The sequence below is a fragment of the Pseudoduganella sp. SL102 genome, from assembly GCF_027856995.1.
Lineage (GTDB): Bacteria > Pseudomonadota > Gammaproteobacteria > Burkholderiales > Burkholderiaceae_D > Rugamonas > Rugamonas albidiflava.
This window is the reverse complement of sequence record NZ_CP115554.1, coordinates 6,176,540-6,202,355: the sequence shown is the minus strand read 5'-3', so window position 1 is coordinate 6,202,355 and position 25,816 is coordinate 6,176,540. Positions and strand designations below refer to the sequence as shown.

21 protein-coding genes are annotated in these 25,816 nt (G+C 67.9%); 16 read left to right on the top strand and 5 right to left on the bottom strand.

Features of this window, described 5'->3' with window-relative positions; all coding sequences use genetic code 11:
• The first annotated feature begins 116 nt into the window (after window positions 1-116).
• The 3 genes from edd (at window position 117) to OU994_RS26235 (ending at window position 3,239) form a co-directional block, all read left to right on the top strand.
• The gene (gene edd / locus OU994_RS26245) at window positions 117-2,039 is read left to right on the top strand and encodes a phosphogluconate dehydratase (RefSeq protein ID WP_281608317.1); all 1,923 of its coding nucleotides are present in this window, start codon (window positions 117-119) and stop codon (window positions 2,037-2,039) included.
• Complete coding sequence (gene eda / locus OU994_RS26240; RefSeq protein ID WP_131144378.1) at window positions 2,040-2,666, top strand: bifunctional 4-hydroxy-2-oxoglutarate aldolase/2-dehydro-3-deoxy-phosphogluconate aldolase; 627 nt, start codon at window positions 2,040-2,042, stop codon at window positions 2,664-2,666. It abuts the gene before it with no gap.
• A 117-nt stretch (window positions 2,667-2,783) separates the two neighbouring features.
• Window positions 2,784-3,239, top strand: a complete 456-nt coding sequence (locus tag OU994_RS26235; protein ID WP_281608316.1) for a hypothetical protein — start codon at window positions 2,784-2,786, stop codon at window positions 3,237-3,239.
• A gap of 273 nt (window positions 3,240-3,512) precedes the next feature.
• On the opposite strand, the gene OU994_RS26230 is transcribed toward OU994_RS26235, so the two are convergent.
• Window positions 3,513-3,707 carry a hypothetical protein gene (locus tag OU994_RS26230; protein WP_281608315.1) on the bottom strand — a complete coding sequence of 65 codons (195 nt, stop codon included), beginning with the start codon at window positions 3,705-3,707 and terminating at the stop codon, window positions 3,513-3,515.
• Between the two features lie 3 nt (window positions 3,708-3,710).
• On the opposite strand from OU994_RS26230, the gene OU994_RS26225 reads away from it, so the two are divergent.
• The 4 genes from OU994_RS26225 to OU994_RS26210 all read left to right on the top strand — a co-directional run bounded on the left by OU994_RS26225 (window position 3,711) and on the right by OU994_RS26210 (window position 9,911).
• On the top strand, window positions 3,711-5,633 hold the full coding sequence (locus tag OU994_RS26225) for a hypothetical protein (protein ID WP_281608314.1): 1,923 nt from the start codon (window positions 3,711-3,713) through the stop codon (window positions 5,631-5,633).
• Entirely contained in the window at window positions 5,564-6,268 is a 705-nt protein-coding gene (locus OU994_RS26220; RefSeq protein ID WP_281608313.1) for a hypothetical protein, read from the top strand. Before OU994_RS26225 ends, OU994_RS26220 begins: the two co-directional genes overlap by 70 nt.
• 257 nt (window positions 6,269-6,525) lie before the next feature.
• On the top strand, window positions 6,526-9,357 hold the full coding sequence (locus tag OU994_RS26215; protein WP_281608312.1) for a hypothetical protein: 2,832 nt from the start codon (window positions 6,526-6,528) through the stop codon (window positions 9,355-9,357).
• A gap of 308 nt (window positions 9,358-9,665) precedes the next feature.
• Window positions 9,666-9,911 carry a hypothetical protein gene (locus OU994_RS26210; RefSeq protein WP_281608311.1) on the top strand — a complete coding sequence of 82 codons (246 nt, stop codon included), beginning with the start codon at window positions 9,666-9,668 and terminating at the stop codon, window positions 9,909-9,911.
• A 47-nt stretch (window positions 9,912-9,958) separates the two neighbouring features.
• Here the strand turns inward: OU994_RS26210 and OU994_RS26205 are convergent, their stop codons facing one another.
• On the bottom strand, window positions 9,959-12,688 hold the full coding sequence (locus OU994_RS26205; RefSeq protein ID WP_281608310.1) for a PEP-CTERM sorting domain-containing protein: 2,730 nt from the start codon (window positions 12,686-12,688) through the stop codon (window positions 9,959-9,961).
• A gap of 602 nt (window positions 12,689-13,290) precedes the next feature.
• Here OU994_RS26205 and OU994_RS26200 point away from each other — a divergent pair.
• The 9 genes from OU994_RS26200 to OU994_RS26160 all read left to right on the top strand — a co-directional run bounded on the left by OU994_RS26200 (window position 13,291) and on the right by OU994_RS26160 (window position 23,579).
• Window positions 13,291-14,415, top strand: a complete 1,125-nt coding sequence (locus OU994_RS26200; protein ID WP_281608309.1) for a methyl-accepting chemotaxis protein — start codon at window positions 13,291-13,293, stop codon at window positions 14,413-14,415.
• Between the two features lie 9 nt (window positions 14,416-14,424).
• On the top strand, window positions 14,425-14,793 hold the full coding sequence (locus tag OU994_RS26195) for a response regulator (protein WP_281608308.1): 369 nt from the start codon (window positions 14,425-14,427) through the stop codon (window positions 14,791-14,793).
• Window positions 14,794-14,845: 52 nt separating this feature from the next.
• Window positions 14,846-15,166: a lipid asymmetry maintenance protein MlaB gene (locus tag OU994_RS26190; RefSeq protein ID WP_281608307.1), complete on the top strand. Its 321-nt coding sequence runs from the start codon at window positions 14,846-14,848 to the stop codon at window positions 15,164-15,166.
• Window positions 15,163-17,295 (top strand): chemotaxis protein CheA, encoded by a 2,133-nt coding sequence (locus tag OU994_RS26185; RefSeq protein WP_281608306.1) that lies wholly within the window; start codon window positions 15,163-15,165, stop codon window positions 17,293-17,295. Before OU994_RS26190 ends, OU994_RS26185 begins: the two co-directional genes overlap by 4 nt.
• Window positions 17,296-17,332: 37 nt before the next feature.
• Window positions 17,333-18,961 carry a methyl-accepting chemotaxis protein gene (locus OU994_RS26180; protein ID WP_281608305.1) on the top strand — a complete coding sequence of 543 codons (1,629 nt, stop codon included), beginning with the start codon at window positions 17,333-17,335 and terminating at the stop codon, window positions 18,959-18,961.
• 91 nt (window positions 18,962-19,052) lie between these two features.
• Window positions 19,053-20,966, top strand: a complete 1,914-nt coding sequence (locus OU994_RS26175) for a methyl-accepting chemotaxis protein (RefSeq protein ID WP_281608304.1) — start codon at window positions 19,053-19,055, stop codon at window positions 20,964-20,966.
• 10 nt (window positions 20,967-20,976) lie between these two features.
• Complete coding sequence (locus OU994_RS26170) at window positions 20,977-21,489, top strand: chemotaxis protein CheW (protein WP_218943752.1); 513 nt, start codon at window positions 20,977-20,979, stop codon at window positions 21,487-21,489.
• A complete protein-coding gene (locus tag OU994_RS26165) occupies window positions 21,486-22,331 on the top strand; it encodes a protein-glutamate O-methyltransferase CheR (protein WP_281608303.1) in 846 nt (281 codons plus the stop codon). The genes OU994_RS26170 and OU994_RS26165 overlap by 4 nt, the downstream gene beginning before the upstream one ends.
• Before the next feature lie 174 nt (window positions 22,332-22,505).
• On the top strand, window positions 22,506-23,579 hold the full coding sequence (locus tag OU994_RS26160; protein WP_281608302.1) for a chemotaxis response regulator protein-glutamate methylesterase: 1,074 nt from the start codon (window positions 22,506-22,508) through the stop codon (window positions 23,577-23,579).
• A gap of 91 nt (window positions 23,580-23,670) precedes the next feature.
• On the opposite strand, the gene OU994_RS26155 is transcribed toward OU994_RS26160, so the two are convergent.
• From OU994_RS26155 to OU994_RS26145, 3 genes are read right to left on the bottom strand one after another with little or no spacing between them, the layout of a single operon-like run.
• A complete protein-coding gene (locus OU994_RS26155; protein WP_281608301.1) occupies window positions 23,671-24,657 on the bottom strand; it encodes a sensor domain-containing diguanylate cyclase in 987 nt (328 codons plus the stop codon).
• A 2-nt stretch (window positions 24,658-24,659) separates the two neighbouring features.
• Window positions 24,660-25,313, bottom strand: a complete 654-nt coding sequence (locus OU994_RS26150) for a chemotaxis protein CheC (RefSeq protein ID WP_281611725.1) — start codon at window positions 25,311-25,313, stop codon at window positions 24,660-24,662.
• Window positions 25,314-25,326: 13 nt separating this feature from the next.
• On the bottom strand, window positions 25,327-25,740 hold the full coding sequence (locus OU994_RS26145) for a response regulator (protein WP_281608300.1): 414 nt from the start codon (window positions 25,738-25,740) through the stop codon (window positions 25,327-25,329).
• Between the last annotated feature and the right edge of the window lie 76 nt (window positions 25,741-25,816).

The window sequence follows — 25,816 nt, the reverse complement described above, 5'->3', positions numbered from 1 at the left end:
CCGCCGTGCGATTTCCGGCGGTCGCGGCGCTCGCGGAGCGAGTCAAAACCACGCCAGGCAGCACGCCCTTGCCCTTCTGTAGTAAAATTTCGGGAATTCATCGATAAGGAAGCATAATGGCCTTGCACCCAGTCCTCGAACAAGTCACTGCGCGCATCATCAAGCGCAGCCGTCCGTCGCGCGGCGCCTACCTGGCGCATCTCGAAGCCGCCCGCATCAAGGGCCGCCCGCAACGCAGCACGCTTGCCTGCACCAACCTTGCCCACGGTTTCGCCGCCTTCCCGGCCAACGACAAGCTGGTATTGAAAGAGGTGAAGAAGCCCTCGGTGGCGATCGTGTCCGCGTACAACGACATGCTGTCGGCGCACCAGCCGTTCGAGCACTTCCCGCCGATCATCAAGGAAGCGGTGCGCGAAGTGGGCGCGGTGGCGCAGTTCGCCGGCGGCGTGCCGGCCATGTGCGACGGCGTGACCCAGGGCCAGCCCGGCATGGAGCTGTCGCTGTTCTCGCGCGATGCGATCGCCATGAGCACGGCGATCGCCATGTCGCACAATATGTTCGACTCGGCCGTGTACCTGGGCGTGTGCGACAAGATCGTGCCGGGCCTGGTGATCGGCGCGCTGCACTTCGGCCACCTGCCGGCCGTGTTCGTGCCGGCCGGCCCGATGACGTCCGGCCTGTCGAACAAGGAAAAGGCGGCGATCCGCCAGCGCTATGCGCAAGGCAAGGCCACCCGCGAGGAATTGCTGGAAGGCGAGTCGCAGTCGTACCACGGCCCCGGCACCTGTACCTTCTACGGTACCGCTAACAGCAACCAGATGCTGATGGAAGTGATGGGCCTGCACCTGCCGGGCGCCGCCTTTATCACGCCGTACACGGAACTGCGCGACCAGCTCACCGCCGCGGCGGCGCAGCGCGCGGCGCAGATCACGGAACTGGGCAACGAGTACATCCCGGTCGGCCACGTGGTCGATGAAAAGTCGATCGTCAACGCGATCGTGGCGCTGCTGGCCACCGGCGGTTCCACCAACCACACGCTGCACCTGCCGGCGATTGCCCGCGCGGCCGGCATCCTGATCGACTGGGACGATTTCAACGACCTGTCCGCCGTGGTGCCGCTGCTGGCGCGCATCTACCCGAACGGCGAAGCCGACGTGAACCACTTCCACGCGGCCGGCGGCACCGGTTTCATCATCCGCGAACTGCTCGACGCCGGCCTGCTGCACGACGACGTCACCACCATCCTCGGCAAGGGCCTGCGCAACCACTGCAAGGAGCCGTTCCTGGCCGAAGGCGGCAAGGGCGTGGTGTTCCGCGATTCGCCGCTGGTCTCGGGCGACGACAAGGTGGTGCGCACCGCCGCCGAGCCATTCTCGAAGGATGGCGGCATGGTCAAGGTGGAGGGCAACCTGGGCCGCGCGATCATGAAGGTGTCGGCCGTGAAGGTCGAGCACCGCACCGTGGAAGCGCCGGCGATCGTGTTCAATTCGCAGGAAGATTTCATGGCCGACTACAAGGCCGGCAAGCTCGATCGCGACTTCGTGGCCGTGATCCGCTTCCAGGGCCCGCGCGCCAACGGCATGCCGGAACTGCACTCGCTGACGCCGGCGCTGGCCAACCTGCAGGATGCCGGCCGCAAGGTGGCGCTGGTGACCGACGGCCGCATGTCCGGCGCGTCCGGCAAGGTGCCGGCGGCGATCCACGTGTCGCCCGAAGTGCTGGCCGGCGGTCCGCTGGGCCTGGTGCGCGACGGCGACATCATCACCGTCGACGCGGTCACCGGCACGCTGGAAGCGAACGTGCCCGCCGATGTCTGGCATTCGCGCGCGCTGGCCCAGGCCGACCTGACGCCGAGCCATATCGGCATGGGCCGCGAACTGTTCGCCATGTTCCGCACCAGCGTGTCGGCCGCGGAGGCGGGCGCCGCCACGTTCCCGCTGCCGTCGCCGATCGATACCACCGTCGAGCTGCACGGCGGTGACGACGTGGGCAATACCGTGCCCGGTTCCGATGAAGATTTCCTTGCCAAGAAAGCGTAAATGACCATGAACCTGCTCGACATTATGCGTACCTCGGCCGTGATCCCCGTGATTGCGATCGACGATCCCGACCACGCCGTCCCCCTGGCCAAGGCGCTGGTCGCTGGCGGCATCCGGGTGCTGGAAGTCACGCTGCGCACGCAGCACGGCCTGGCCGCGATCCGCGCCATGAGCGAAGTGGAAGGCGCCATCGTCGGCGTCGGCACGCTGACGCAGCCGGAAGAATTCGCTGCCGCGCGCGATGCCGGCGCCGTGTTCGGCGTGTCGCCGGGCTTGACCGATGCGCTGATCGGCGCGGCGAAATCGTCCGGCCTGCCGCTGCTGCCGGGCGTGATGACGCCATCCGAAGTGATGAAGGCGCGCGAACAGGGCTTCAGGCAACTGAAGCTGTTCCCGGCGGTGCCGGCGGGCGGCGTGGGCATGCTGAACGGCATCGGCGGCCCGCTGCCGGACATCACGTTCTGCCCCACCGGCGGCATTTCGCAGGAAAACGCGCCGGCCTTCCTGGCGCTGAAGAACGTGGCGTGCGTGGGCGGTTCGTGGCTGACGCCGAAGGATGCGATGCAGGCGGGCGACTGGGCCCACATCACGGCCCTGGCCAAGGCGGCCAGCGCACTGCGCGGCTGATCGCCACACGATGCGAAAAACAACGGCGCCGGCAGGCGCCGTTTTTACATCTGGCGTATTGGTACGCGGCCGTGGCACGCTTAGAATCTGCTACAGCCGCTTAACCTGGAGACCCCGATGACCGACCACCGCGACCTGCCCAATCCCGCATTCACTCCCGCCGGCATTCCCGCTCCCGGCTGGCGTTCCAGCACCGCGTTGCTGGTGGCGGCGGTGGCGGCCGCGGCGCTGGTGGTGCTGGCGCTGTTCTTCTGGCGCCAGCAGTCCGACCCGGCCTTCGCGCCCGGGGCGCTGGGCGTGCGCTACGGCGTGCAGCTGCAGAACGGGCAGATGTTCTATGGCCTGCTGCGCGAAGTGGGGCCGCGCCACCTCCAGCTCGACGACGTGTATTACGTGCAGACCTTCACGGCACCGGACGGCCGGCAGGGCAACCGGGTGGTGAGCCGCCAGAAGAACGACTGGCACGGTCCGCAGTCGATGACGATCCCGCTCGACAAGGTGATGACGATCGAGCAGGTGGGGGGCGCATCGCAGCTGGCGAAACTGATCGAACAGGACAAGGCGGCGCGCTGATGCCGCAACCGGAGCGCGAAGCGGCTCCTGTTTTGCAAGTCTTATTATCCAATTGACTATATAAAAAGGCAATGTAGACTGGCGTCGGTGGCGGCCGGGTACGTCGCGGCGAACCCGCGCCATCGCGCGGCCGCCGTGCGGACAAACTTCCCCGAAAGGACAGTCGTGCGCGTCCCTCCCCGTCTCATTCCCCTCATGCTGGCGCTTGCCGTCAGCCAGGCTTATGCCGCTCCCACCGTGACGGGAGCCGCCGGCGCCGATGGCACGCACGCTTCATTGCCGGGAACGGCTGGTAGTGCCGCTGGCCACGGCCAGGATGCCACCGCCACCGCCGGCGCGGGCGATCCCGGCGCTGTCGCCACGGGCGGGCAGGGCGGGCGCGGCGGTGACGGAGCGGCGGGCGCTCCTGGCCAGGCCGGCGGGAACGGCGGCAACGGCGGCCATGGCGGCCATGCCACGGCAAGCCATGCCGTGCAATCGTCGGCCGCGCAACTCATCGCGTCCGCGGTCGCGACAGCGGGGCGGGGCGGCTGGCAGGGCTGGGCCGGCGAGGGCGGCGCCGGCGCGGGCCGGGGAGTGCATGGGATCGGCGGACGCGGCGGCAACGCCTCGGCCAGCGTGATCGCGGCGGGTACGGGAACCATCACCGCCACCTCTGCCGCCGCCGGCGGGGACCACTATGGAGAGCCGGGCAACGGTGCTGGCGAACGCTTCGGCTCGGCCATTGCCGGTACCACCGTCGATGGCGGCACCAGCGCGGCCGTGAAGGCGTACGCCGACGCGACAGCAGGAGACGGCGGCGGTGGCAATGCGGCGGCGACCCTGCACGCGACCGGCTATCGGCTCGGTCTCTACAGTACTGTAAAGGGGGGCAGCGGTACCTTGCAAGACGGCCCGACGGTCCTTGGCGGGAACCACGGAGGCAGCGCCACCGGCAAGATCAGCGGCACGGCGGGACTGGGCGGCGCGTTTGCGCGCTTGACACTGGAAGGCGGCGCCGGGGGAAGTGGCGGCAATGGCGCCGATGTCGTGGCTCGTACGCCATTCGACGTGTCCACCACCGGCGCACTCGGCCTTTCTCTCTACGGGACGGGTGGCGACGCTGGCCAGGCACCGAACAGGCCCGACGGGCAGCCCGGAGCAGCCGGCATTGCCGACCTCGAACTGGTGGTCGACAACCACAGCGGATCGTCGCTCTACATGGATGGGGTTGCAACCGGCGGCAGGGGGGCCACGGCGCAGGCCGACTGGGGGACGGCGACCCGCGGCGGCCTGGCGTCGTCGAAGCTGCACGGTGCAACGACAGGAACCATCGAGCTGTGGGCCGATGCCACCGGCGGCGGGGGTGGGTCGGCCTACAGTGGCGTTGCCGGCCAGGGCGGCGACGCGCTGGCTGCCGCTTCCGGTACCACTCACCTCGCGCCGGATCAGATCCATGCCTACCCGGCCAGGGTATCGGCCAGTGCCGAGGGAGGCGCCGGCGGAAACTCGTACAGCGATGGCGTGCGTGCCGGCGACGGCGGCACCGCGCAAGCGTCCGCCACGGTGCATTCCAGGACTACCTACGATCGCGCCCTCACCCTGGCGAAGGCGGTAGCGACCGGCGGTGCGGGAGGCGAGGCCGCAACCTTGGGGGGCATCGCCGGCAACGGCGGCGCGGTCCGCCTGGTCGACAGTGTCGGCGGCTCCGCGGCAAGCAGGCTGGAGTTACTGCAGGAAGCGCGCGGCGGCGCCGGTGGCCGCAACGCGGACGGGGGCATTGGCGGCAATGGCGGCGCCGCGTTGTCGCAACTGACGCTGGCCGACGCCGGCACGCGCGTCCTGACAGTGGAAATCGCTGCATACGGCGGCGAGGGCGGCACGGGCGGCTATACCGCCGGCGGGCGCGGCGGCAATGGCGGCGCTGCCCAGGCCAATCTGGAGCTGGCCTCCACGCGGGCTGGAGCGGATGTGCGGGGACGTGTCGTCGCAGTGGGCGGTCAGGGCGGCGGCGGGGCTGGATTGCCGCTGCCCGGGGGGCCCAGGCACGTTCGATCGTACGCGCCGCGGGCAATGCCACCAGCGGCGCGGGCGCCGTGTCCGGCGATTCTGCATACTACAGCGCAGCGCAGGATGCGACGGCCTACTCCCGCGCCGAAGCTGGCGGGGCAGCGTCGGCGTCGGTTGCGGCAAGCGTGGGCACCACGGGCACCGGCATCGCGCGAGCGCGTGCAGAATCCATCTCCACCGGCGGAGCGAGCACGGCGTTCGCGAAAGGCCGCGGCCGCGCCTTCGATATCTCTGCGCATTCGCAGGCAACCGGCAGCGCCGCCAGCCACGCGACCGTGGACGGAGACCGGGGTGACGCGACGGCGCTGGCCACCAGTACCTCCACCGGGCCCGGCATGCGGGTGAAGACCACGGCCGGCGCCACGTTCGCAGCGACCGGGTTCTTCCAGTTCGAGACGGGAACCAGCATCGGCAGGGCCGTCCCTGGCCAGGGCTCCAACACCGGGTCCTATGCCAATGCGCTGCCGGTCGGTGCCGTGATTCCCGCCGGCGCGCCCACCGTTGCCGCTGCGCTGGAGGGGCAGCGGATCGCCGCGGTCGGACGCATGCTCGGCGTCAGCACTTATCCCGCCGCGCCGGGCGCGCATTTCCTGACCACGGCCAGCTTCCGCTTCGATACCGTCGCACCGGGCGCACTCACGCTTGGCCTGCTCGATTTCCGCAATTTCGGCAGCTTCGCGGAGCTCGAACTGATCGTCAGCAACCATGGCAGCGAGCTGTTCTCATGGACGTTCGACAGTCTTGCCGCCGCCCAGGCCTTCTTCGATGACAACGTGCTCGAGCTGGGCATGCTCGGCGCCGGCAGCCAGGACATCCTGATCGCTGCCGATTTCTCCTTCGGCAATACCTACAGCAAGTTCGACTTCGACTACGTGCTCGGCGCCGAGGGCCTGGCACCCGTGCCGGAACCGCAGGTATGGATGCTGATGCTGCTGGGGTTGACGGTGTTGCTGGTGCGCCCCAGAGCCACGCGGCGTTAAGCCCGCCGAGCGCATTCTGGGCGCCGGATAGAAGCGGTGCGGTGCTCGATCAACTGGCCAGGTTGATCGAGCAGGACAAGGCGGCGCGCTGATGCCGCAACAGGAGCACAACGTGGCTCCTGTTTTGCAAGTCTTATTATTCAATTGACTATATAAAAAGGCAATGTAGACTGGCGTCGGTCGCCGCTGTGTCCGTCGCGGCGAACCCGCGCCATGGCGCGGCCGCCGTGCGGACAAACTTCCCTGAAAGGCCCATCGTGCGCGTCCCTCCCCGTCTCATTCCCCTCATGCTGGCGCTTGCCGTCAGCCAGGCTTATGCCGCTCCCACCGTGACGGGAGCCGCCGGTGCCGATGGCACGCACGCTTCATTGCCGGGAACGGCTGGTAGTGCCGCTGGCCACGGCCAGGATGCCACCGCCACCGCCGGCGCGGGCGATCCCGGCGCTGTCGCCACGGGCGGGCAGGGTGGGCGCGGCGGTGATGGTGCGGCGGGCGCTCCTGGCCAGGCCGGCGGGAGGGGCGGCAACGGCGGCGACGGTGGCCATGCCACGGCAAGCCATGCCGTGCAATCGTCGGCCGCGCAACTGCTTGCGTCGGCGGTCGCGGCAGCGGGACGGGGCGGCGACCCGGGCATTCCCGGCAAAGACGGTGCCGGCGCCGCCTGGGGACCGCAAGGAACGGGCGGACGCGGCGGCAACGCCACGGCCAGCGTCACCGCGACGGGCACAGGGACGATCACCGCCACGTCGTCCGCCACTGGCGGAACCAGCGGCTATCTGGTTCCCGTCGGCGCCGGCGAGCGCTTTGGCTCGGCCATCGCCAGTACCACGGTCGATGGCGGCAGCAGCGCGACCGTGACGGCTGATGCCGACGCAACAGCAGGGGCGCACGGTGGTGGAAATGCGGCCGCAACGCTGCACGCGACCGGCTATCGGCTCAGTCTCGGCAGCAAGGTGACGGGCGGCAGCGGTGCCTATCACAATGGCCTGACAGGCCTGGGCGGCAACGATGGCGGCAGTGCCACCGGCAAGATCAGCGGAACGGCGGGGCTGGGCGGCGCCTCGGCATTGTTGACACTCGAAGGCGGCGCCGGGGGAAGCGGCGCCAACGGTGCCGATGTCGTGGCTCGCAATCCATTCGACGTGACCACCACCGGCCGCCTGAGCCTGTCTCTTTCCGGGAAAGGCGGCGACGCCGGCTCGTCCAACCCCGGCGCGCCGGGCGGGCGAGCCGGCAATGCCGACCTCGAACTGGTGCTCGACGACCCGAGCGCCTCGTCGCTTGCCATGCGGGTGCGCGCGACGGGCGGCGCAGGTTCCCTTGCTTCGACGACGGATAGCGGCCAGGCCACACGCGGCGGCCACGCGTCGGCAAAACTGCAGGGTACGACGAAGGGGGAAATCGACCTGGTGGCCAACGCCACCGGCGGCGCGGGCGGTGCCTCACGCAGTGGCGCGGCCGGACACGGTGGCGATGCACTGGCTGCCGCTTCCGGCACCACGCACCTTCCGCCGCGTTGGGGCAGCAGATATCCGGGCGCTGTGTCGGCCGTTGCGGTGGGAGGCGCCGGCGGAATCTCTTGGAGCGACGGCGTGCGCGCCGGCGACGGCGGCACTGCGCAAGCATCCGCCTCGGTGCATTCCAGGACAGTCTACGAATTCGACCTCACCGAGGCGAAGGCGCTGGCGACTGGCGGTGAGGGAGGCAAGGCCACGACCCTTGGCGGCATCGCCGGCAACGGCGGTGCGGTCAGCCTGTTCGACAGCGTCGGCGGCTCCGCGGCCAGCAGGCTGGAGTTACGGCAGGAAGCGTACGGCGGCGCCGGCGGCCTCCACACGGGCGGGGGTGTCGGCGGCAGCGGCGGCGCCGCGTTGTCGCAACTGACGCTGGCCGATGCCGTGACGCCTGCCCTGACCGTGGACGTGCTGGGCCACGGCGGCCACGGCGCGGGCGGCAACGGCGGCGGCGCCCAGGCCATCCTGGAACTGGCATCGACCAGCATCGGCGCGGCCGTACGGGGAAATACGCACGCAAAGGGCGGCGATGCGGGCATGCGGGCGCTGGCCGGAGACGCGCTGGCACGGTCGACCGTGCGTGCCGCGGGCCAGGCGGAGAGCAGGGCGTACGCGTTGGCGGGGGAGACCTGGAACCCCGGCGCACAGTCGGCTGCGACGGCATTCTCCCGCGCGGAAGCCGGCGGGGCCGCCACGGCATTGGCCGACGCCGATGCTGTAACGGAACCAAGCAATCCCGGCATCGCGCGGGCGCGCGCCGAGTCCATCTCCACCGGCGGGTCGAGCACGGCGTTCGCGAAAGGCCGCGGCCGCATCTTCGATATCTCTGCGCATTCGCAGGCAAGCGGCAGCGCCGCCAGCCGCGCGACAGTGGAAGGGAGCCGGGGTGACGCGACTGCCCTGGCCACCAGTACCTCGACCGGGTCCGGCATGCGGGTGGAGACCAGCGCCGGTGCCAAGTTCGCATCGGGCGGATACTTCGGGTTCGAGGCAAGGACCAGCATCGGCAGCACCGTCGCTGGCCAGGCCTATCACACCGGTTCCTTCGCCAACGCGCTGCCGGTCGGCGCCGTGATTCCCGCCGGCGCGCCCACCGTTGCCGCTGCGCTGGAGGGGCAGCCGATCGCCGCGGTCGGACGCATGCTCGGCGTCAGCACTTCTTCCGCTGTGCCGGGCGCGCATCACCTGACGACGGCCAGCTTCCGCTTCGATACCTTCGCACCGGGCGCACTCACGCTGGGCCTGCTCGATTTCCGCAGTGCCGGCATCGGGTTCACCGAACTCGAGCTGATCGTCAGCAACCATGGCAGCGAGCTGTTCTCGTGGACGTTCGACAGCCTGGCCGCCGCCCAGGCCTTCTTCGATGACAACGTGCTCGACCTGGGCATGCTCGGCGCCGGCAGCCAGGACATCCTGATCGCCGCCGATTTCACCTTCGACGCCTCTGGCAGGTTCGACTTCGACTACGTGCTCGGCGCCCAAGGCCTGGCACCGGTGCCGGAACCGCAGGTATGGATGCTGATGCTGCTGGGGTTGACGGTGTTGCTGGTGCGCGCGAGAGCCACGCGGCGTTAAGCCCGCCGAGCGCATTGTGGGCGCCGTATAGGCGGTGCGGTGCTCGATCGGCTGGCCAGGCTGATCGAGCAGCAAGGCCGCGCGCTGGCTCCGGACCGTTGCAGGCAGGCCGCAATGCCTGTTCCCGGGATGGGTCTTTTCACCTGCGCCATGACGTCACCGTGCGGCAATGAGCGCGTTCCTTGCGCCCGATCAGAACGCGCTGCGTTTTCACTTCGTACACTCGGGGATCCAAAAATTTCCGTAGGGCATTAGCGCGGCGGCAGCAATGCCGCGCCAGGCCTGCGGCAACCATGAAAGGTCCCGCCATGCGTTCCCCGCACGATCTGGTCTTACCCTGTACTTCCCGGCGCCTGCTGCGCATTGCGCTGCCACTTCTCGCGCGGGCGATCGGCCTTGCCTGGGGTGGCGCGGCCTGGGTGCTGGCCTTGCTGGCCATGTTCGTGCTCGGGCGCTCCCGCGGCCGCCAGGCCGACACGCGATGGGGGACGGACAGCACCGCGTATGGCGTCGGTGCGGCGCTGGCCGGGTTCAGGCCGGGTGAACGCGGCTGAACTGCGCAGCATTTACCCGGCCTCTTGCATGACGCCTGGTTCGCCGGTCAAGCCCGGCGGCGCCGCTTGATCACCACCACGGACAAGCCCAGCAGCAACATCGCCCACGTGCCGGGCTCCGGTACCGGCGCGAGGTTGTCCGCTCCCAGCGCATAGTCGAAATTCGTGTGGCCGTATTCGGCACCATAGACGACATCGGCGGAGATGAAGATGTCCTGGCCGCCGGCGCCGAACGTGCCGAGCGATAGCACATTGTCGTGGAAGAACGCACTGGCCGCGGCCAGGCTGTCGAACGTATAGGTGAGGATTTCCACGCCATGGTTCGACACGGTCAGTTCCAGCTCCTCGAACGCCGCGCCATAAGGGTAGAAATTGAACAGGCCGAGAGTCAGGTCGCCTGCGGCCGTGGTATCGAAATTGAAACGGGCCGTTGTCACCTGGTGATACAGGCCTGGGGTCACCGCATTGATGCCAGTCAAGCTCATGGAACCAGCGCCGACCAGGTCCGTTTGCGCGAACGCTGCCCCGACCGTCGGTGCCCTGTCGAACAGGGCGGGATTGAATGGCCGGTAGCTGGCAGTGGAAGCGTTGCCGTTACCGTGCCACTGCATGGTGTCGAGGATGCCGGCGGTGGCCCTCACTTCAATGGAATGCTCGTGGTACACGGGCGTGCTGACGGTGGTTTCGACGCGCACCCCGTCTGCCGACGTGATGCTGGTTGCCTGGATGGTACCAGTCAGGCCGGTACCGCTTGCAACTGCATAGTTACGGATGGCGCCGGTACCTTGCGCAATTGCGGCCACGTCAACATTCCCGCCCCGGCCTTCGGCAATGGCCAGACCGTGGGCTCCCGTGCTGACCGATTCGGCGCGGGCCTGCGCCACGGTGCCGGCCATAATGGTGGTTCGCGCATAGGCTCTCGTCTCGATGTCCATGGTCGATTCCGAGCGCGCAAACGCGGTGGCGTTGCCGTTTCCGTAGGGGGCATGGAGGTCGGCCCGCCGTGCATCCACCACCGCTGTGTTCCGCACCGATCCCAGGGCCGAGACCGTGCTGCGCGCGACCGCGTCGCCGTAGTTGCCGCCGGTCTGGCGGGAAGCGGTGCCGCCGTCCGCGTACACATTGGCGGTAATGGCTGCGCCGGCTTTGCGCGAAGTCAGCTCCAGTACCGCCTCGGCACCGCCGCCATTGCCGGAAACGCCCGCTGCGCTGTAGCCGCCCGCGCCGCCGCGGGCTTCCAGCCTTGCATCGATGCGCGCCGCGGCGCTGTCGATCATTGCCAGCCGCGAGACCGCATTGCCGCCCTGACCACCCGTGCCACCGGCGTAAGAATTCCTGCCGCCTGCGCCGCCTTGTGCGACCTGCTGCAGCACCAGGTTGCCGGCAGTGCTGCCGGCCACGCTATTGATTGCCCTGGCGACGCCGCCGTCGCCACTTCTGGCGCTGGCACCACCGGTACCGCCTTCGCCACCGATCGTGGTCGAGATGGCGCGTGCCGTGCCGGTGCCGCTGTGTGCCGCGGCACGGGCCAGTGCCTCCCCGCCCGTGCCGCCGTGCCTCCCCTCGCTGGATATGCCCCCGCCTGCGCCACCCGTGGCGGTAGCGGTACTGGACGCCTCTGCGCTGCCGTCCGCGTGGCCGATGACGCTGGCCACCGCCAGTCCGCCAATCCCGGCAACGCCGATACTGCCCCCGCCTCCCTTGCCGCCAGTGGCCGCTGCGTTCAATGTCACCGGTGCCTTCGCCCGGACCTGCAGGTCGGCCCTGGCTTGCCCGCCATTGCCTGCGACGCCGTCGACACCGCCGAAGTTGTGGTACAGGTTGCCGCCGTAGCCTCCTGTCGCGCGGACGGTCGACGTCACGCTGGTGGCGGCCTGGTCGTCGAGCAGCAGCGCCAGGTCGGCGTTACCGCCATGGCCTGGATGTTGCACGGCGCCGTAACCACCGGCAGTGCCCTCGAGCGTCAGCGCCAGGGCGCCGGTGGTCTGCGCGGCGAAAGCGTTGCGGCTGACGACGTCGGTGCCATGTTCCGCACCATAGCTGGTGCCTCCGTGCAGTGACAGTTTCGCCTTGATGCCGCCGCTTCCGGCAGTTGCGCGGATCGCGCCAGTGGCCGTACCGCCATTGCCGGCGAAACCTGAACCGCCCGTGGCCGTGGCGGCCAGGTCGAGGGAGTGGCCACTGGCGGTAATGGCGGACGCTGCATCGCCACCAGCGGGGGTGCCGGAGCCACCGACAGCATTGGCGCGCGCGAGGACAACTCCCGTGTTGCCACCATCGATGGTCGTTGTCGCGGTGGCTTTGCCAGCCTGGCCGCTGTACCCGGAGTCCGACGAACCGCCTTTCGCGGTCGCGGTGCCGCTGATAGTACCGGTCCCGGCGATATCGACGAGTGCTTGCGCGGACCCGCCATCGCCAGCGGTCCCGAGCGTACCGTAGGATGCACCGGCGCCTCCTTCGCCAGGCTGGCCGAACCGGCCACCTTCGCCGCCCGATGCCGATGCGCTGCCCGTCAAGGTCGCGGCGGTCGAACGGATGATGTGACTTGCGGTGGCCGACCCGCCATTGCCGCCGTTGCCGCTGTTGCCGCCATTCTGGCCAGGTGCGCCCGCGGCGCCATCGCCGCCGCGGCCACCGTAGCCGCCGTAGGCGCTCGCCGCATCGTCGGCCGCACCGGCCACGGCGGTGGCGCTCTTGCCGGCACCACCGTGGCCGCCGGATGCGCCCGGTGTCGTCGCGTGCCTGCCCGGAGTGCCGGATTGACCGCCGACGGTCACGGCATTGGCCTGGCTGACCGCGAGCGCCAGGGCAAGAGGGAGCAGGTGAGGAATCAGGCGTCGGCTGGGGGGCGGGAGCGGAATATCAAATACTGGCGGGTTGGTTGGCATGCGGTCCTCTTGCGATTATTGGAAGGGGGGATGCCCTGCGACGGCGTTTTTCTCCGGTAGCTGGGCGGTATGCCAATTCTAATGTTGTAATAATAAATATTCAATTTAATAACGTCGATTGCTCCCGTGGTGATCCGGCATGCATAAGGCAAGTCACTCCGTTGGCAAAAATCCAGGCTTTGGTAGTAAAAGTCGGGCAATACTACTATTTGCGGGCAGGTCTGCTGTTTATTTCGGCTATATATATTGGCAACGCACTTCCGGCATCAAAAATATATCAATCGCGACAACACGTTAGCTTCTCTTCAAGCGGTGTCGGTTTTTTGCGACCGCGGCCGCCGATTTATTCGGCGCATGCTTGCGCTACGGCAATAAACCCTGCAATCATATGTCGGTGCCACAGATTTCACATTCCATGGCACCGAATCAAACCAGCGCGGCAATCGTTAATTGCCATTTCCAACCCTTGCCGACGAGACGAGCGACGCGTGATGCGCCAACGCCCCCTGCATTCCTGTTATCCCCTGGCCCTGGCCGTCGCTGCCACGTGCGCCATCGTGCCGCTGGCCGGCTGGCAATGGCATGGTTTCGCCATCGCCGCCGTGCTGCTGGCCGCCGGTGCCTGTGCCTTCTTCTTCCACCCGGGCGCGGCAGCGCAGGACTCCGGGCTGGCCCGCGAATACCTGTCCAGCCGGCGCGACTTCGCCGAGCAGGTGTCGGGCGTGTGGAGCTCGCACATCGACGCGTCGCGCACGCAGATGGAGCAGGCCGTGGTCGCGCTGGTCGAGCGTTTTTCCGGCATCGTGTACAAGCTGGAGCAGGCGCTGGCCACCTCCGGCGCGGCGCGCAACCATGAAGGCGGCAGCATCGTCGAGGTATTCGCCGCCAGCGAGAAGGAATTGCGCTCGCTGCTGGACATGCTGGCCAGCGCCGCGTCCAGCAAGGGCCAGATGCTGCAAAAGATCGAAGGCCTGCAGCAGATCACCGCCCAGCTGCAGACGATGGCGGCGGACGTCGCCAGCATCGCCTGGCAGACCAACCTGCTGGCCCTGAACGCCGCCATCGAGGCGGCCCGTGCCGGCGAGGCGGGGCGCGGCTTCGCCGTCGTCGCCAACGAAGTGCGCATGCTGTCGAACCGCTCGGCCGATGCCGGCAAGCATATCGCGCAGCAGGTCGGCCAGATCAGCGCGGCGATCAATGCCACCTGTGGCGCGGCGACCGAGTCGATGCGCGCCGAAGGCCAGGCGGTACAGGCTTCCGAGCAGATGATCGGCAACGTGCTGACCGCGTTCCGCGGCGTGACCGATGCGCTGGTGCAGTCGTCCGACGTGCTGCAGGCGGAGAGCACCGGCATCAAGTCCGAAGTGGCCGAGGCGCTGGTGCAGCTGCAGTTCCAGGACCGTGTCAGCCAGATCCTGGCGCACGTGCAGCAGAACATCGCGCGCCTGCCGTCGTACCTGGATGAACAGGATGCCACGGGACGCGCACTCGAGATCGATCCGCGCCCGCTGCTTGCCGAGCTGGAAAGCACGTACGCGATGGCCGAAGAACACACGCTTCACCTGGGCGGCGCCAAGCCGGCGCCGCAGCAGGAAGAAGAAATCACCTTTTTCTAGGAGCTTCACATGGCAAAAACCATCATGGTCGTGGACGACTCGGCATCGATCCGCCAGGTTGTCGGCATCGCATTGCGCCAGGCCGGCTACGACGTCATCGAAGGCAGCGACGGCGCCGATGCGCTGGCCAAGCTGACCGGGCAGAAAGTCAACCTGATCATCAGCGACGTCAACATGCCGAACATGGATGGCATCAGTTTCGTGCGCGAGCTGAAGACCCGTCCCGCGTACAAGTTCACGCCGGTGATGATGCTGACCACGGAATCGCAGCAGGAAAAGAAAGCGCAGGGCCAGGCGGCCGGCGCACGCGCGTGGATGGTCAAGCCGTTCAAGCCCGAAGCGCTGCTGGCGGCCGTCCAGAAGCTGGTCATGCCTTAAAGCCACTTGCCCGCGGCCGTCCGGCCGCGGCAGATTCCCCACGGAGAACCACATGAGTATTGGCGAGAGCCAAGGGCCCGCTGCGGCCCTGGCAGTCGAAGGCGAGCTGACGATCTATCGCGCGGCGGAGCTGAAGGACGTGCTGCTGGACGCCGTGCGCGAGCGCCCCGCGCCGGCGTTCGACCTGTCGGCCGTGACCGAATTCGACAGCGCCGGCCTGCAGCTGCTGCTGGTGGCGCGGCAGGAAGCCGCGGCCCAGGGCAAGACACTGCACGTGCGGGGCGCCAGCGCTGCCGTGCGCGACGTGTTCGCGCTGCTCGGTGTGGCGTTCGCAGGGATCGACGGCGCAAGCCGGGAAGGACGCGCCGCATGAATATCGACCAGGTGATGCACACCTTCATCGCCGAGAGCCGCGAGCTGCTCGAACAGATGGAAAACGCGCTGCTGGCCGTGGCGCACGATGGCCCGGAAGCGGTCAACGCAATCTTCCGCGCCGCCCACACGATCAAGGGTTCGGCCGGCATGTTCGGCCTGGACGCGGTGGTCGACTTCACCCACGTGGCCGAAAGCGTGCTGGACAAGGTGCGTGACGGCGCCGTGCCGGTCGACGACGGGCTGGTGGCGTTGCTGCTGGGCTGCTGCGACCATATCGGCCACCTGGTCGACGCGGTCGAGGCCGGCACGCTGGACAGCGACGCGGCACTGGTCGCGGCCGGTGCGCCGCTGCTGGATGCCTTGCATGGCTACCTGGATGGCGGCGACGCATCGGCTCCCGCCCGGACCACGGCCGCCGCCGCAGCAGCAGCCGGCATTGCCGGGCAGTGGCACATCTCGCTGCGCTTCGGCCGCGATGTGCTGCGCAATGGCATGGATCCGCTGTCGTTCGTGCGCTACCTGGGCCAGATGGGCACCATCACGGGCATCGCCACGCTGGCCGACGCGCTGCCGCCGGCCGCCGAATTCGACCCCGAAGCCTGCTACCTGGGCTTCGAGATCGGCTTCCAGAGTACCGCCGACAAGGCCGCCATCGATGGCGTGTTCGACTTCGTGCGCGACGATTGCGAGATCCGCATCCTGCCGCCGGAAAACCGCATCACCGAATACCTGGCCTGGCTCGACGAAGTGCCGGACGAGCGCGAGCGCCTGGGCGAAATGCTGGTGCGCTGTGGCAGCGTGACGGCGCATGAGCTGGAACAGGCACTGGCCGTGCAGGCCGCCAGCACCGGCAGCGTGCCGCTCGGCGAAATCCTGGTCGGCCAGGGGGCCGTGCTGCCGACCGTCGTCGAGGCCGCGCTGGCGAAACAGCGCCAGGCGCCGGAACCGAAGGCGCAGCCGGAAAACCGTTCGGTGCGCGTCGATGCCGACAAGCTGGACCGCCTGATCAACCTGGTTGGAGAACTGATCATCGCCGGCGCGGGCGCCAACCTGATTGCCCGGCGCACGCAGATCCCCGAACTGCTCGAATGCACGTCGACGCTGTCCGGCCTGGTCGAGGAAGTGCGCGACAGCGCGCTGCAGCTGCGCATGGTGAAGATCGGCGCCACCTTCAACCGTTTCCAGCGCGTGGTGCACGACGTGTCGCGCGAGATCGGCAAGGATATCCGCCTGCAGGTTTCCGGCGAGGACGCGGAACTGGACAAGACGGTGGTCGAGAAGATCGGCGACCCGCTGACGCACCTGGTGCGCAACGCGATGGATCACGGCATCGAACCGGCCGACGTGCGCGTCGCCCGCGGCAAGCCGGCCCAGGGCACGGTGGCGCTGAACGCCTACCACGACTCGGGCAGCATCGTGATCGAAGTCTCCGACGACGGCGGTGGGCTCAAGCGCGAGCGCATCCTGGCGAAGGCCATCGAACGGGGCCTGGTGGAGCCGGGCCGCGTGCTGTCGGACAAGGAAATCTTCGGCCTGATCTTCGAGCCGGGCTTCTCCACCGCCGAGCAGGTGACCAACCTGTCCGGCCGCGGCGTGGGCATGGATGTCGTCAAGCGCAACATCGTGGCGCTGCGCGGCAGCGTGGAAATCGCCAGCACGGAAGGGGCGGGTACCACGGTGACCGTGCGCCTGCCGCTGACGCTGGCGATCATCAACGGCTTCCAGGTCGGCGTCGGCAAGTCCGTGTTCGTGATCCCGATGGACATGGTCGAGGAATGCGTGGAGTTCCGCGACGATGCGGAAGGTGCGCACGCTTCCGACTACATCGACCTGCGCGGCTCGCCGATGCCGTTCGTGCGGCTGCGCGAACGCTTCGCCCTGGCCGGCGCGCCGGCACGGCGCCAGAGCATCGTCGTGGTGCGCTACGGCAGCAGCCGGGCCGGCCTCGTCGTCGATTCGCTGCTGGGCGAGTTCCAGACCGTGATCAAGCCGCTCGGCAAGGTGTTCGCCGGCGCGCGCTTCCTGTCCGGCTCGTCGATCCTCGGCAATGGCGACGTGGCACTGATCCTCGACATGGCGGCGCTGCTGTCCGGCGTCGAGTCCGAGCGCCCGGCCAATGCGGCATGAATCTTGAAATTTCACCTTTAATATCTGGAGAGCCATCGTGCTTAAGAATCTGAAAATCGGTATCAGGCTGGCGCTGGGCTTCGGCGGCGTCCTGGCGCTGCTGCTGGCCATCGCACTGCTGGCCATCGGCCGCATGGAAGCCATGGACAAGTCAACCGATGAAATCACCGAGGATGCATACCCCAAAGTGGTGCTGGCGAAGGACCTGGTCCGCGACGCGGTAGACCTGCCGCGCCAGATGCGCGGCATGCTGCTGGCCACCAGCGAAACGGAAATCGAACGTTTCCGCAAACAGACCGACAAGGTCCGCGCCGACGTGGGCGTGCGGCTGGGGGAACTGGCGAAAGTGGTGGCCAGCGAAAGCGGCAAGAAGATGTTGAAGGACATTACCGACCGTCATGCCGCCCTGGAACCGCTGTATGGCCGCTTCTACACGCTGGTGCGCGAAGACCGCCAGCAGGCCGCCGAATTCGTCAGCAAGGAAGTGGTGCCGGCCATCCGCGACCTGACCGATGCGCTCAACGTACTGGTCAAGCACCAGTCCGACAAGATGCATGCGCTGGCCGGCGAGGCCAGCCAGACCTATGAAGAGACCCGCAAACTGGTGATCGGCATGACGGCGGGCGCGCTGTTGCTGGCCATCCTGGTCGCCGCCTTCATCACGCTGTCCGTCACCCGACCGCTGCGCCAGGCCGTGGGTGTGGCCGACCGGCTGGCTTCGGGCGACCTGACGGTGACGATCGGCGAGACGTCGCGCGATGAAGCCGGCCAGCTGCTGGCGGCGATGAAGAACATGATCGGCAAGCTGACGCACGTGGTATCGGAAGTCAATGCCGGCGCGCAGTCGCTGGCCTCGGCCTCCGAAGAGGTGTCGGCCACGGCGCAGTCGCTGTCGCAGGCCGCTTCGGAGCAGGCCGCGAGCGTCGAGGAAACCTCGGCATCGCTGGAGCAGATGACGGCATCGATTTCGCAGAACACCGAGAATGCCCGCGTCACGGATGGCATGGCCACCCAGGCGGCGCGCGAAGCGGCCGAAGGCGGCGAGGCCGTCAAGGCCACGGTGACGGCAATGAAGCAGATCGCGAAACAGATCGGCATCATCGACGACATCGCTTACCAGACCAACCTGCTGGCACTGAACGCGGCCATCGAGGCGGCGCGTGCCGGCGAGCATGGCAAGGGCTTCGCCGTGGTGGCGGCCGAAGTGCGCAAGCTGGCCGAGCGCAGCCAGGTGGCGGCGCAGGAAATCGGCGAAGTCGCCACGTCGAGCGTGGAACTGGCCGAACGGGCCGGCAGCCTGCTGGACCAGATCGTACCGAATATCCGCAAGACCTCCGACCTGGTACAGGAAATCACCGCCGCGTCCGAGGAACAGTCGGCCGGCGTGGGCCAGATCAACTCGGCCGTGGGCCAGATGAGCCAGGGCACGCAGCAAAATGCGTCGAGCTCCGAGGAGCTGGCCGCCACCGCCGAGGAAATGAGCGGCCAGGCCGAGCAGCTGCAGGCTGCGATGGGCTTCTTCCGCCTGGAAGGGGGCACGGACAGTACGCGCCGCCCGCCATCGCGCACCGCGGCCGCGTCGAAGCGTCGCCCGGAAAGCCTCGGCATGAACGTGCCGGCATTTGCGGCGCAAGGTCCCGACGAAGCCAGCTTCACCCGTTTTTGAAGACTTGCCGTCGCTTCTTCAATCTGTCAATACGCATTGAACGCGTTAAACCCGCAAACAACCCGCGGCCGGTGGCCGCAAGGAGACAATCTTGTTCCGTAATCTGAAAGTAAGCGCCCGCCTGGCCCTGGGCTTCGGCGTTGTCGGCATCCTGCTGGTCGCCACCATCCTGCTGGGTATCCGCAGCCTGGCCAGCGTCAGCGCCAACGTGGACGAACTGGTCACCGACAAGTACCCGAAGGTGGTGCTGGCCTATGACCTGATCGATTACACCAACGAAGTCGCAGTGTCGATGCGCAATATCGTGATCTTCGACGACCAGTCCGTGGCACAGCGCGAGCTGGCTGCCATCGAAAACTCGCGTCGTAGCTCGCGCGAGAACCTGGCCAAGCTGCAGAAGCTCGTCGCTTCCGAGAGCGGCCGGCGGTCGCTGCAGGAGGTGCTGGACAGCCGTGAGAAATACCGCGTGGTGCTGGAAGAATTCGTTGCCCTGGTGGGGCAGGGGAAGCGTGCCGAGGCGCGCGACGTTCTGGTCAACAGGCTTCAGGCGCTGCAGGCTTCGTATCTCGACAACATCCGTAAACTCATCTCGCACCAGAACGAGTCGATGAACGACTCCGGCAAGGCAGCCGCGGCGGAATATGTAAGCGCGCGTGACCTGATGACGCTGCTCGGAGTGCTGGCCGTGCTGATGGGCATCGGCATGGCGGTCTGGAACACGCTCAGCCTGACGCGCACGCTCGGCGGCGAACCGGCCTACGCGGCCGCACTGCTGACGCGCATCGCCGACGGCGACCTGTCCGGCGAAGTCGCCATCCGCAAGGGCGATAGCCACAGCATGCTGTTCGCCGTGGCGCAGATGGTGGACAAGCTGCGCCAGGTGATCGCCGGCCAGCGCGCCGTGATCGAGGCCGCCAACCGCGGCAACTTCGAGGCGCGCGTCGACACGGCGGGCATGCAGGGCTTCCAGAAGGAGATGGGCAATGGCCTGAACCAGCTGGTGGCGACGACCGGCGCCAGCATCGACGACGTGGTGCGCGTGATGTCGGCACTGGCCGAAGGCGACCTGACCTCGCGCATCGACAAGGAATACCACGGCGCGTTCGGCAAGCTGAAAGAATACTCGAACGGCACCATGGACAAGCTGGCGCAGGTGGTCGGCGATGTCAACGCCAGTGCGCAGTCGCTGGCCTCGGCCTCCGAGGAAGTATCGGCCACGGCGCAGTCGCTGTCGCAGGCCGCTTCCGAGCAGGCCGCGAGCGTCGAGGAAACCTCGGCATCGCTGGAACAGATGACGGCGTCGATCTCGCAGAATACCGAGAATGCCCGCGTCACGGATGGCATGGCCACCCAGGCGGCGCGCGAAGCGGCCGAAGGCGGCGAAGCCGTCAAGGCCACCGCGACGGCGATGAAGCAGATCGCCAAGCAGATCGGCATCATCGACGATATCGCTTATCAAACCAACCTGCTGGCGCTGAACGCGGCCATCGAGGCGGCCCGTGCCGGCGAACATGGCAAGGGTTTCGCCGTGGTGGCGGCCGAAGTGCGCAAGCTGGCCGAGCGCAGCCAGGTGGCGGCGCAGGAAATCGGCGAAGTGGCCACGTCCAGCGTGGAACTGGCCGAACGCGCCGGTGCGTTGCTGGACCAGATGGTGCCGAACATCCGCAAGACCTCCGACCTGGTGCAGGAAATCACCGCCGCGTCCGAGGAACAGTCGGCCGGCGTGGGCCAGATCAACTCGGCCGTGGGCCAGATGAGCCAGGGCACGCAGCAAAATGCGTCGAGCTCCGAGGAGCTGGCCGCCACCGCCGAGGAAATGAGCGGCCAGGCCGAGCAGCTGCAGCAGGCGATGAGCTTCTTCCACCTGGCCGGCAACCATGGCGCGCGGGTGGTGGCCAAGGTGCGCACCGGCAGCGCCCGTCCGGCACGGCGTAGCGTCAACCTGCGCCCGGCCGACGATTTCGCGCACGGCGAGCTGGATGAAAAGAGCTTCACCAACTTCTGATGGACCGATCATGAAACACACCAAGCAAGACAGCGGCGCGGCGGCAAGCGAATCCGCGCAATACCTGACCTTCATGCTGGGCGGCGAAGCGTTCGGCATCGGCATCATGGCCGTGAAGGAAATCATCGAGTTTTCCGGCATCACCGAAGTGCCGATGATGCCGGAATCGATCCGCGGCGTGATCAACCTGCGCGGCGCCGTGGTGCCCGTGATGGACCTGGCGGCCCGCTTCGGCCGCCCGCTGGCGGTGCCGGGCAAGCGCACCTGCATCGTCATCGTCGAACTGGAAGCCGATGGCGAACGGCAGGTGACGGGCGTGGTGGTCGACGCCGTCAGCGCGGTGCTCGACATCGCGCTGGCCGAGATCGAGCCGGCGCCGTCGTTCGGCACGCGCATCCGCGGCGACTTCATCGGCGGCATGGCCAAGGTGAACGGCAAGTTCGTGATCCTGCTGAACGTGGCGCATGTGCTGGCGCTGGACGGGCTGGCCACGCTGGTCGACAGCGAAGCCCAGGCGGCATGAGCGCGATCGCGATCAACGAGCGCGAATTCGCGCGCTTCCAGCGCTTCATCCTCGACATCGCGGGCATCACGATGTCCGATGCCAAGAAGGCGCTGGTCAGCGGCCGGCTTGCCAAGCGGCTGCACCACTTCGGGCTGGACAGCTATGACGCGTATTTCGAGCTGCTGGCCGACGGGCGGCATCCGGAGGAGGCCCAGGTCGCGGTCGACCTGCTGACCACCAACGAAACCTACTTCTTCCGCGAGGCGCGCCATTTCGACCTGCTGCGCGAAGCGGCCACGGCGCACGGCACGAGCGGCACCACGCCGTTCCGCGTGTGGAGCGCCGCCTGTTCGTCCGGCGAGGAGCCGTACAGCATCGCGATGGTGCTGGCCGACGTGCTGGGTAACGCGGCATGGGAAGTGGTGGCGTCCGACATCAGCACGCGCGTGCTGCAGCGCGCCCGCGTCGCGCACTATCCGATGGAGCGGGCCTCGCATGTGCCGCCCGGCTACCTGAAGCGCTTTTGCCTGAAAGGCATCGGCGAGCAGCAGGGCACGCTGCTGGTCGACCGGGCGCTGCGCCAGCGCGTGCAGTTCCGGCAGGTGAACCTGAACACCCAGCTGCCCAATGAGCTCGGCATGTTCGACATAGTTTTCCTGCGCAACGTGATGATCTACTTTAATGCCGAGACCAAGCGGCAGGTGGTGGCGCGCGTGACGTCGCGCCTGAAGCCGGGGGGCCAGTTCTTCATCGGCCATTCGGAAAGCCTGCAGGACATCAGCAACGCCGTGCAGCCCGTGGTACCGTCGGTGTACCGCAAGGCCGCGGCGGGGCAGGCGCGCGATCGCCAGGCCGCATGACGGCCAAGGTGCATGGCCGCAAGGTACCTGGGCGGCAAGGCGCATGATCGGCAAGGTGCGCCTGGACGAACCCCATGACGGAGCGCGGCGCGTGGCCTGGCCACGCCGGCCCGGCGCCATGCGGGCGCGTCGTGCGCGGGCCTTGCCGCATCCATGGAAGGGTCGTGGGAATTGATGAAGCCTGTGAATGTGATGGTCGTCGACGATTCGGCCGTGGTGCGCAAGATCGTCGGTGAAATGCTGGCGGCGGCGCCCGGCATCCGCCTGCTGCACGCCGTGTCGGACCCGCTGCTGGCGATCGAGCGGATGAAGCAGGCATGGCCGGACGTGATCGTGCTGGACGTGGAGATGCCGCGCATGGATGGCATCACCTTCCTGAAGAAGATCATGGCCGAGCGCCCGACGCCGGTGATCATCTGCTCGACGCTGACGGAGAAGGGGGCCCAGACCACGATGGCGGCGATGGCCGCGGGCGCGGTGGCCGTGATCGCCAAGCCGAAACTGGGCTTGCGGGACTTCCTCAACGACAGTTCCGCCGAGCTGGTGAGCGCGGTCCGCGCCGCCGCGCAGGTCAACGTGCGCCGGCTCGCCGCGCGCGCGGCCGCGCCCGCCCAGGCGCCTGCCAAGCTGACCGCCGATGCGATCCTGCCGCCGGTGGCCGAGGCCCGCACGCCGCTGCAGACCACCGAGCGGGTGGTGGCCATCGGCACGTCGACCGGCGGCACCCTGGCGCTCGAGGAAGTGCTGACGGCGCTGCCGCGCGTGACGCCGGGCATCGTGATCGTCCAGCACATGCCGGAGAAGTTCACGGCTGCTTTTGCCGACCGCCTGGACAAGCTGTGCCAGATCGAAGTACGCGAAGCGCGGCACAATGACCGCGTGCTGCCGGGCCGCGCGCTGATCGCGCCGGGCGGCAAGCACATGCTGCTGCGCCGCGATGGCGCGCGCTATTGCGTCGACGTGATCGACGGCCCGCTGGTGAACCGGCACCGGCCCTCGGTGGACGTGCTGTTCCGCTCCGTGGCCCGGCACGCGGGCGCCAATGCGCTGGGCATCATCATGACGGGCATGGGCGACGACGGCGCCGCCGGCCTGCTGGAAATGCGCAAGGCCGGCGCCCGCACCGTGGCGCAGGACGAGGAAAGCTGCGTGGTCTACGGCATGCCGAAGGAAGCCGTGAAGCGCGGCGGCGTGGAAAAGACCGTCCCGCTGAAGGCGATCGACCGCGAGATCCTGCAGCAGCGGTAGTTGTGGCGATGGCCGGCTGCGCCGGTCGCGCGCGCATCACATCACGCCACATCACATCACATCACATCACATCACATCACGTTACTGTACTTTACGGTGCCTGGCCGCCGGGCGCCTGTTCGGGCAGGGCCGAGACGATGCGGTTGCGGCCCTGGCGCTTGGCGGCATACAGCGCGCCGTCGGCGGCGCCGATCAGGGCGGCCGGCACGGCCGGCTGGCCCGCCTGCAGCGTGGCCACGCCGATGCTGACGGTGACCTGCTGTTCCGGCCCGCCGTATTCATGCGGGATCGCCAGCTGCAGCACGCGCTCGTGCAGCGTTTCGGCCATGCGCAGCGCCTGGCGCGGATCGTTGTCCGGCAGGATCACGGCGAATTCCTCGCCGCCGTAGCGGGCCAGCATGTCCACCGAGCGCTGCAGCAGCGCCTGCAGGGCGGCCGACACCTGGATCAGGCACCAGTCGCCTTTCTGGTGGCCATAGTGGTCGTTGTAGGGCTTGAAATGGTCGATGTCGATCATCAGCAGCGACAGCATGCCTCCGTTGCGCTTGGCGCGCCGCACTTCGCGGTCGATCGCGGCATCGAATGCGCGGCGGTTGGCAACCCCGGTCAGGCCGTCCGAGAAGGTCTGCATGCGCAGCAGTTCGGTCTGTTCGCGCAGCAGCTTTTCGCGGGCGGCGGCCATGCTCACGTCGTTCAGCTGGATCAGGCAGTGGGAACCGCCCTGGCCGTCGGGGAACGCCAGCGGCGTGACGGCGATGGCCTGCTGCATGCGGTCGCTGCGCGCGATCGCGGCCGGGTTCGAATACAGCGGAAACGGTGCGCGGTTCAGGGTAGGCGACAGCAGCGACGAAAAATGGTTCGTCAGCGCCTGCGTGACGGCGGCTTCCACGCGGCCGCCCCGCAGCTCGGGCATCAGCTCGAACAAGTCCATGCCGAGCGCCTTGTGGGCGGCGCAGCCGGTATGGCGGCTCATCCATTTATTCCACAGCACGATGCGGCGGTCCTGGTCGACGACGACGATGCCGGCGCTGACGGCTTCCAGCACGCTTTCCAGCAAGGGCAGGCGGGACGGGTGCATCCTTATTGAAGTCCCATCGCGCGTTGCAGGTAGCGGTCGATCTGTTCCTTCAGGTCGGTGAGGGCGGTCACGTCGAGGATGAAGGCGACGTAGCCGTGGATCTGGTGCTTTTCCAGGATGAAGTCGATGTGCAGCATCATCACCACGGTATCGGCGCGGGTGCCGGTGGCGTCGAGGATCTCGTCGCTGGAACCCACGTGGTAGACCGGCAGCGAACCGTGCAGTTCCTGCTGGAAGATGTTGGCCAGCGTGCCCACGCAGGAATTGAGGATGATGTTGCCGATCTCGCTCATCGCTTCCTGTTCCATGCCGGACAGCTCGGCCAGCGGCACCGCCTCGCCCACCATCAGGCGCACGATTTCCAGGCTCTTGTCCTCGGGAAACATCAGCAGCGCTTCGGTCGAGAACGCGCCTTCGTAATGCTGGCTGACGCCGCAGATGCGTTCGTTGCCGCTGTTATCGGGAGAACCCTGGTTGTTCCGGTGCGCCTCCTCGAGCAGCTGGGCAGCTTCGCTGCGGCTGAGGAAGGTGATCGACGGCACGGACATCGTGACTTCCTCGCCGACGATGCCGCTCATCGCCGCGGCGGCCTGGCCCACGCCGATGTTGAAGATCTCGACCAGCGCGTCGTGTTCCAGCTCGGTCAGCGCGACCATGGCGGCGACCATGTCAATGCCCCAGCAGGGCGGTCAGGCGGGCGATGCGTTCCGGCGTGATCGGCTTTTCCATGAAGCCGACGCCGATTTCGCTGGCGCGGTTGCGGGTGGCGTCCTGCACATTGGCCGTCAGCAGCGAGATATGCGCATCGGGCAGCAGCGCGCGCAGCTTCTCGGCGCAGGCGATGCCACCCATGCCGGGCATGTTCACGTCCATCAGCACCAGTTGCGGCCGCACTTCCGGCGCCCTGGCAAGCGCTTCCTCGCCGGTTGCCGCTTCCACCACGGTCCAGTCGGCGTGCAGCGCGAGGATGTATTGGCGCGCCACCAGGCGGGAAACGCGGCTGTCGTCGACGATCAGGACCGTGGGCGCGGTGGCGGGCGCGGCGGGGGAAGAGTCGGTGGGGGCGGTGGGCGTGGATGTCATGTTCTGTTGGGCTGACCTATGGAGATTGGCTATTTTCCCACAAAGGCCGCCCGGTGCGCTGTTAAAATGGCGGCCC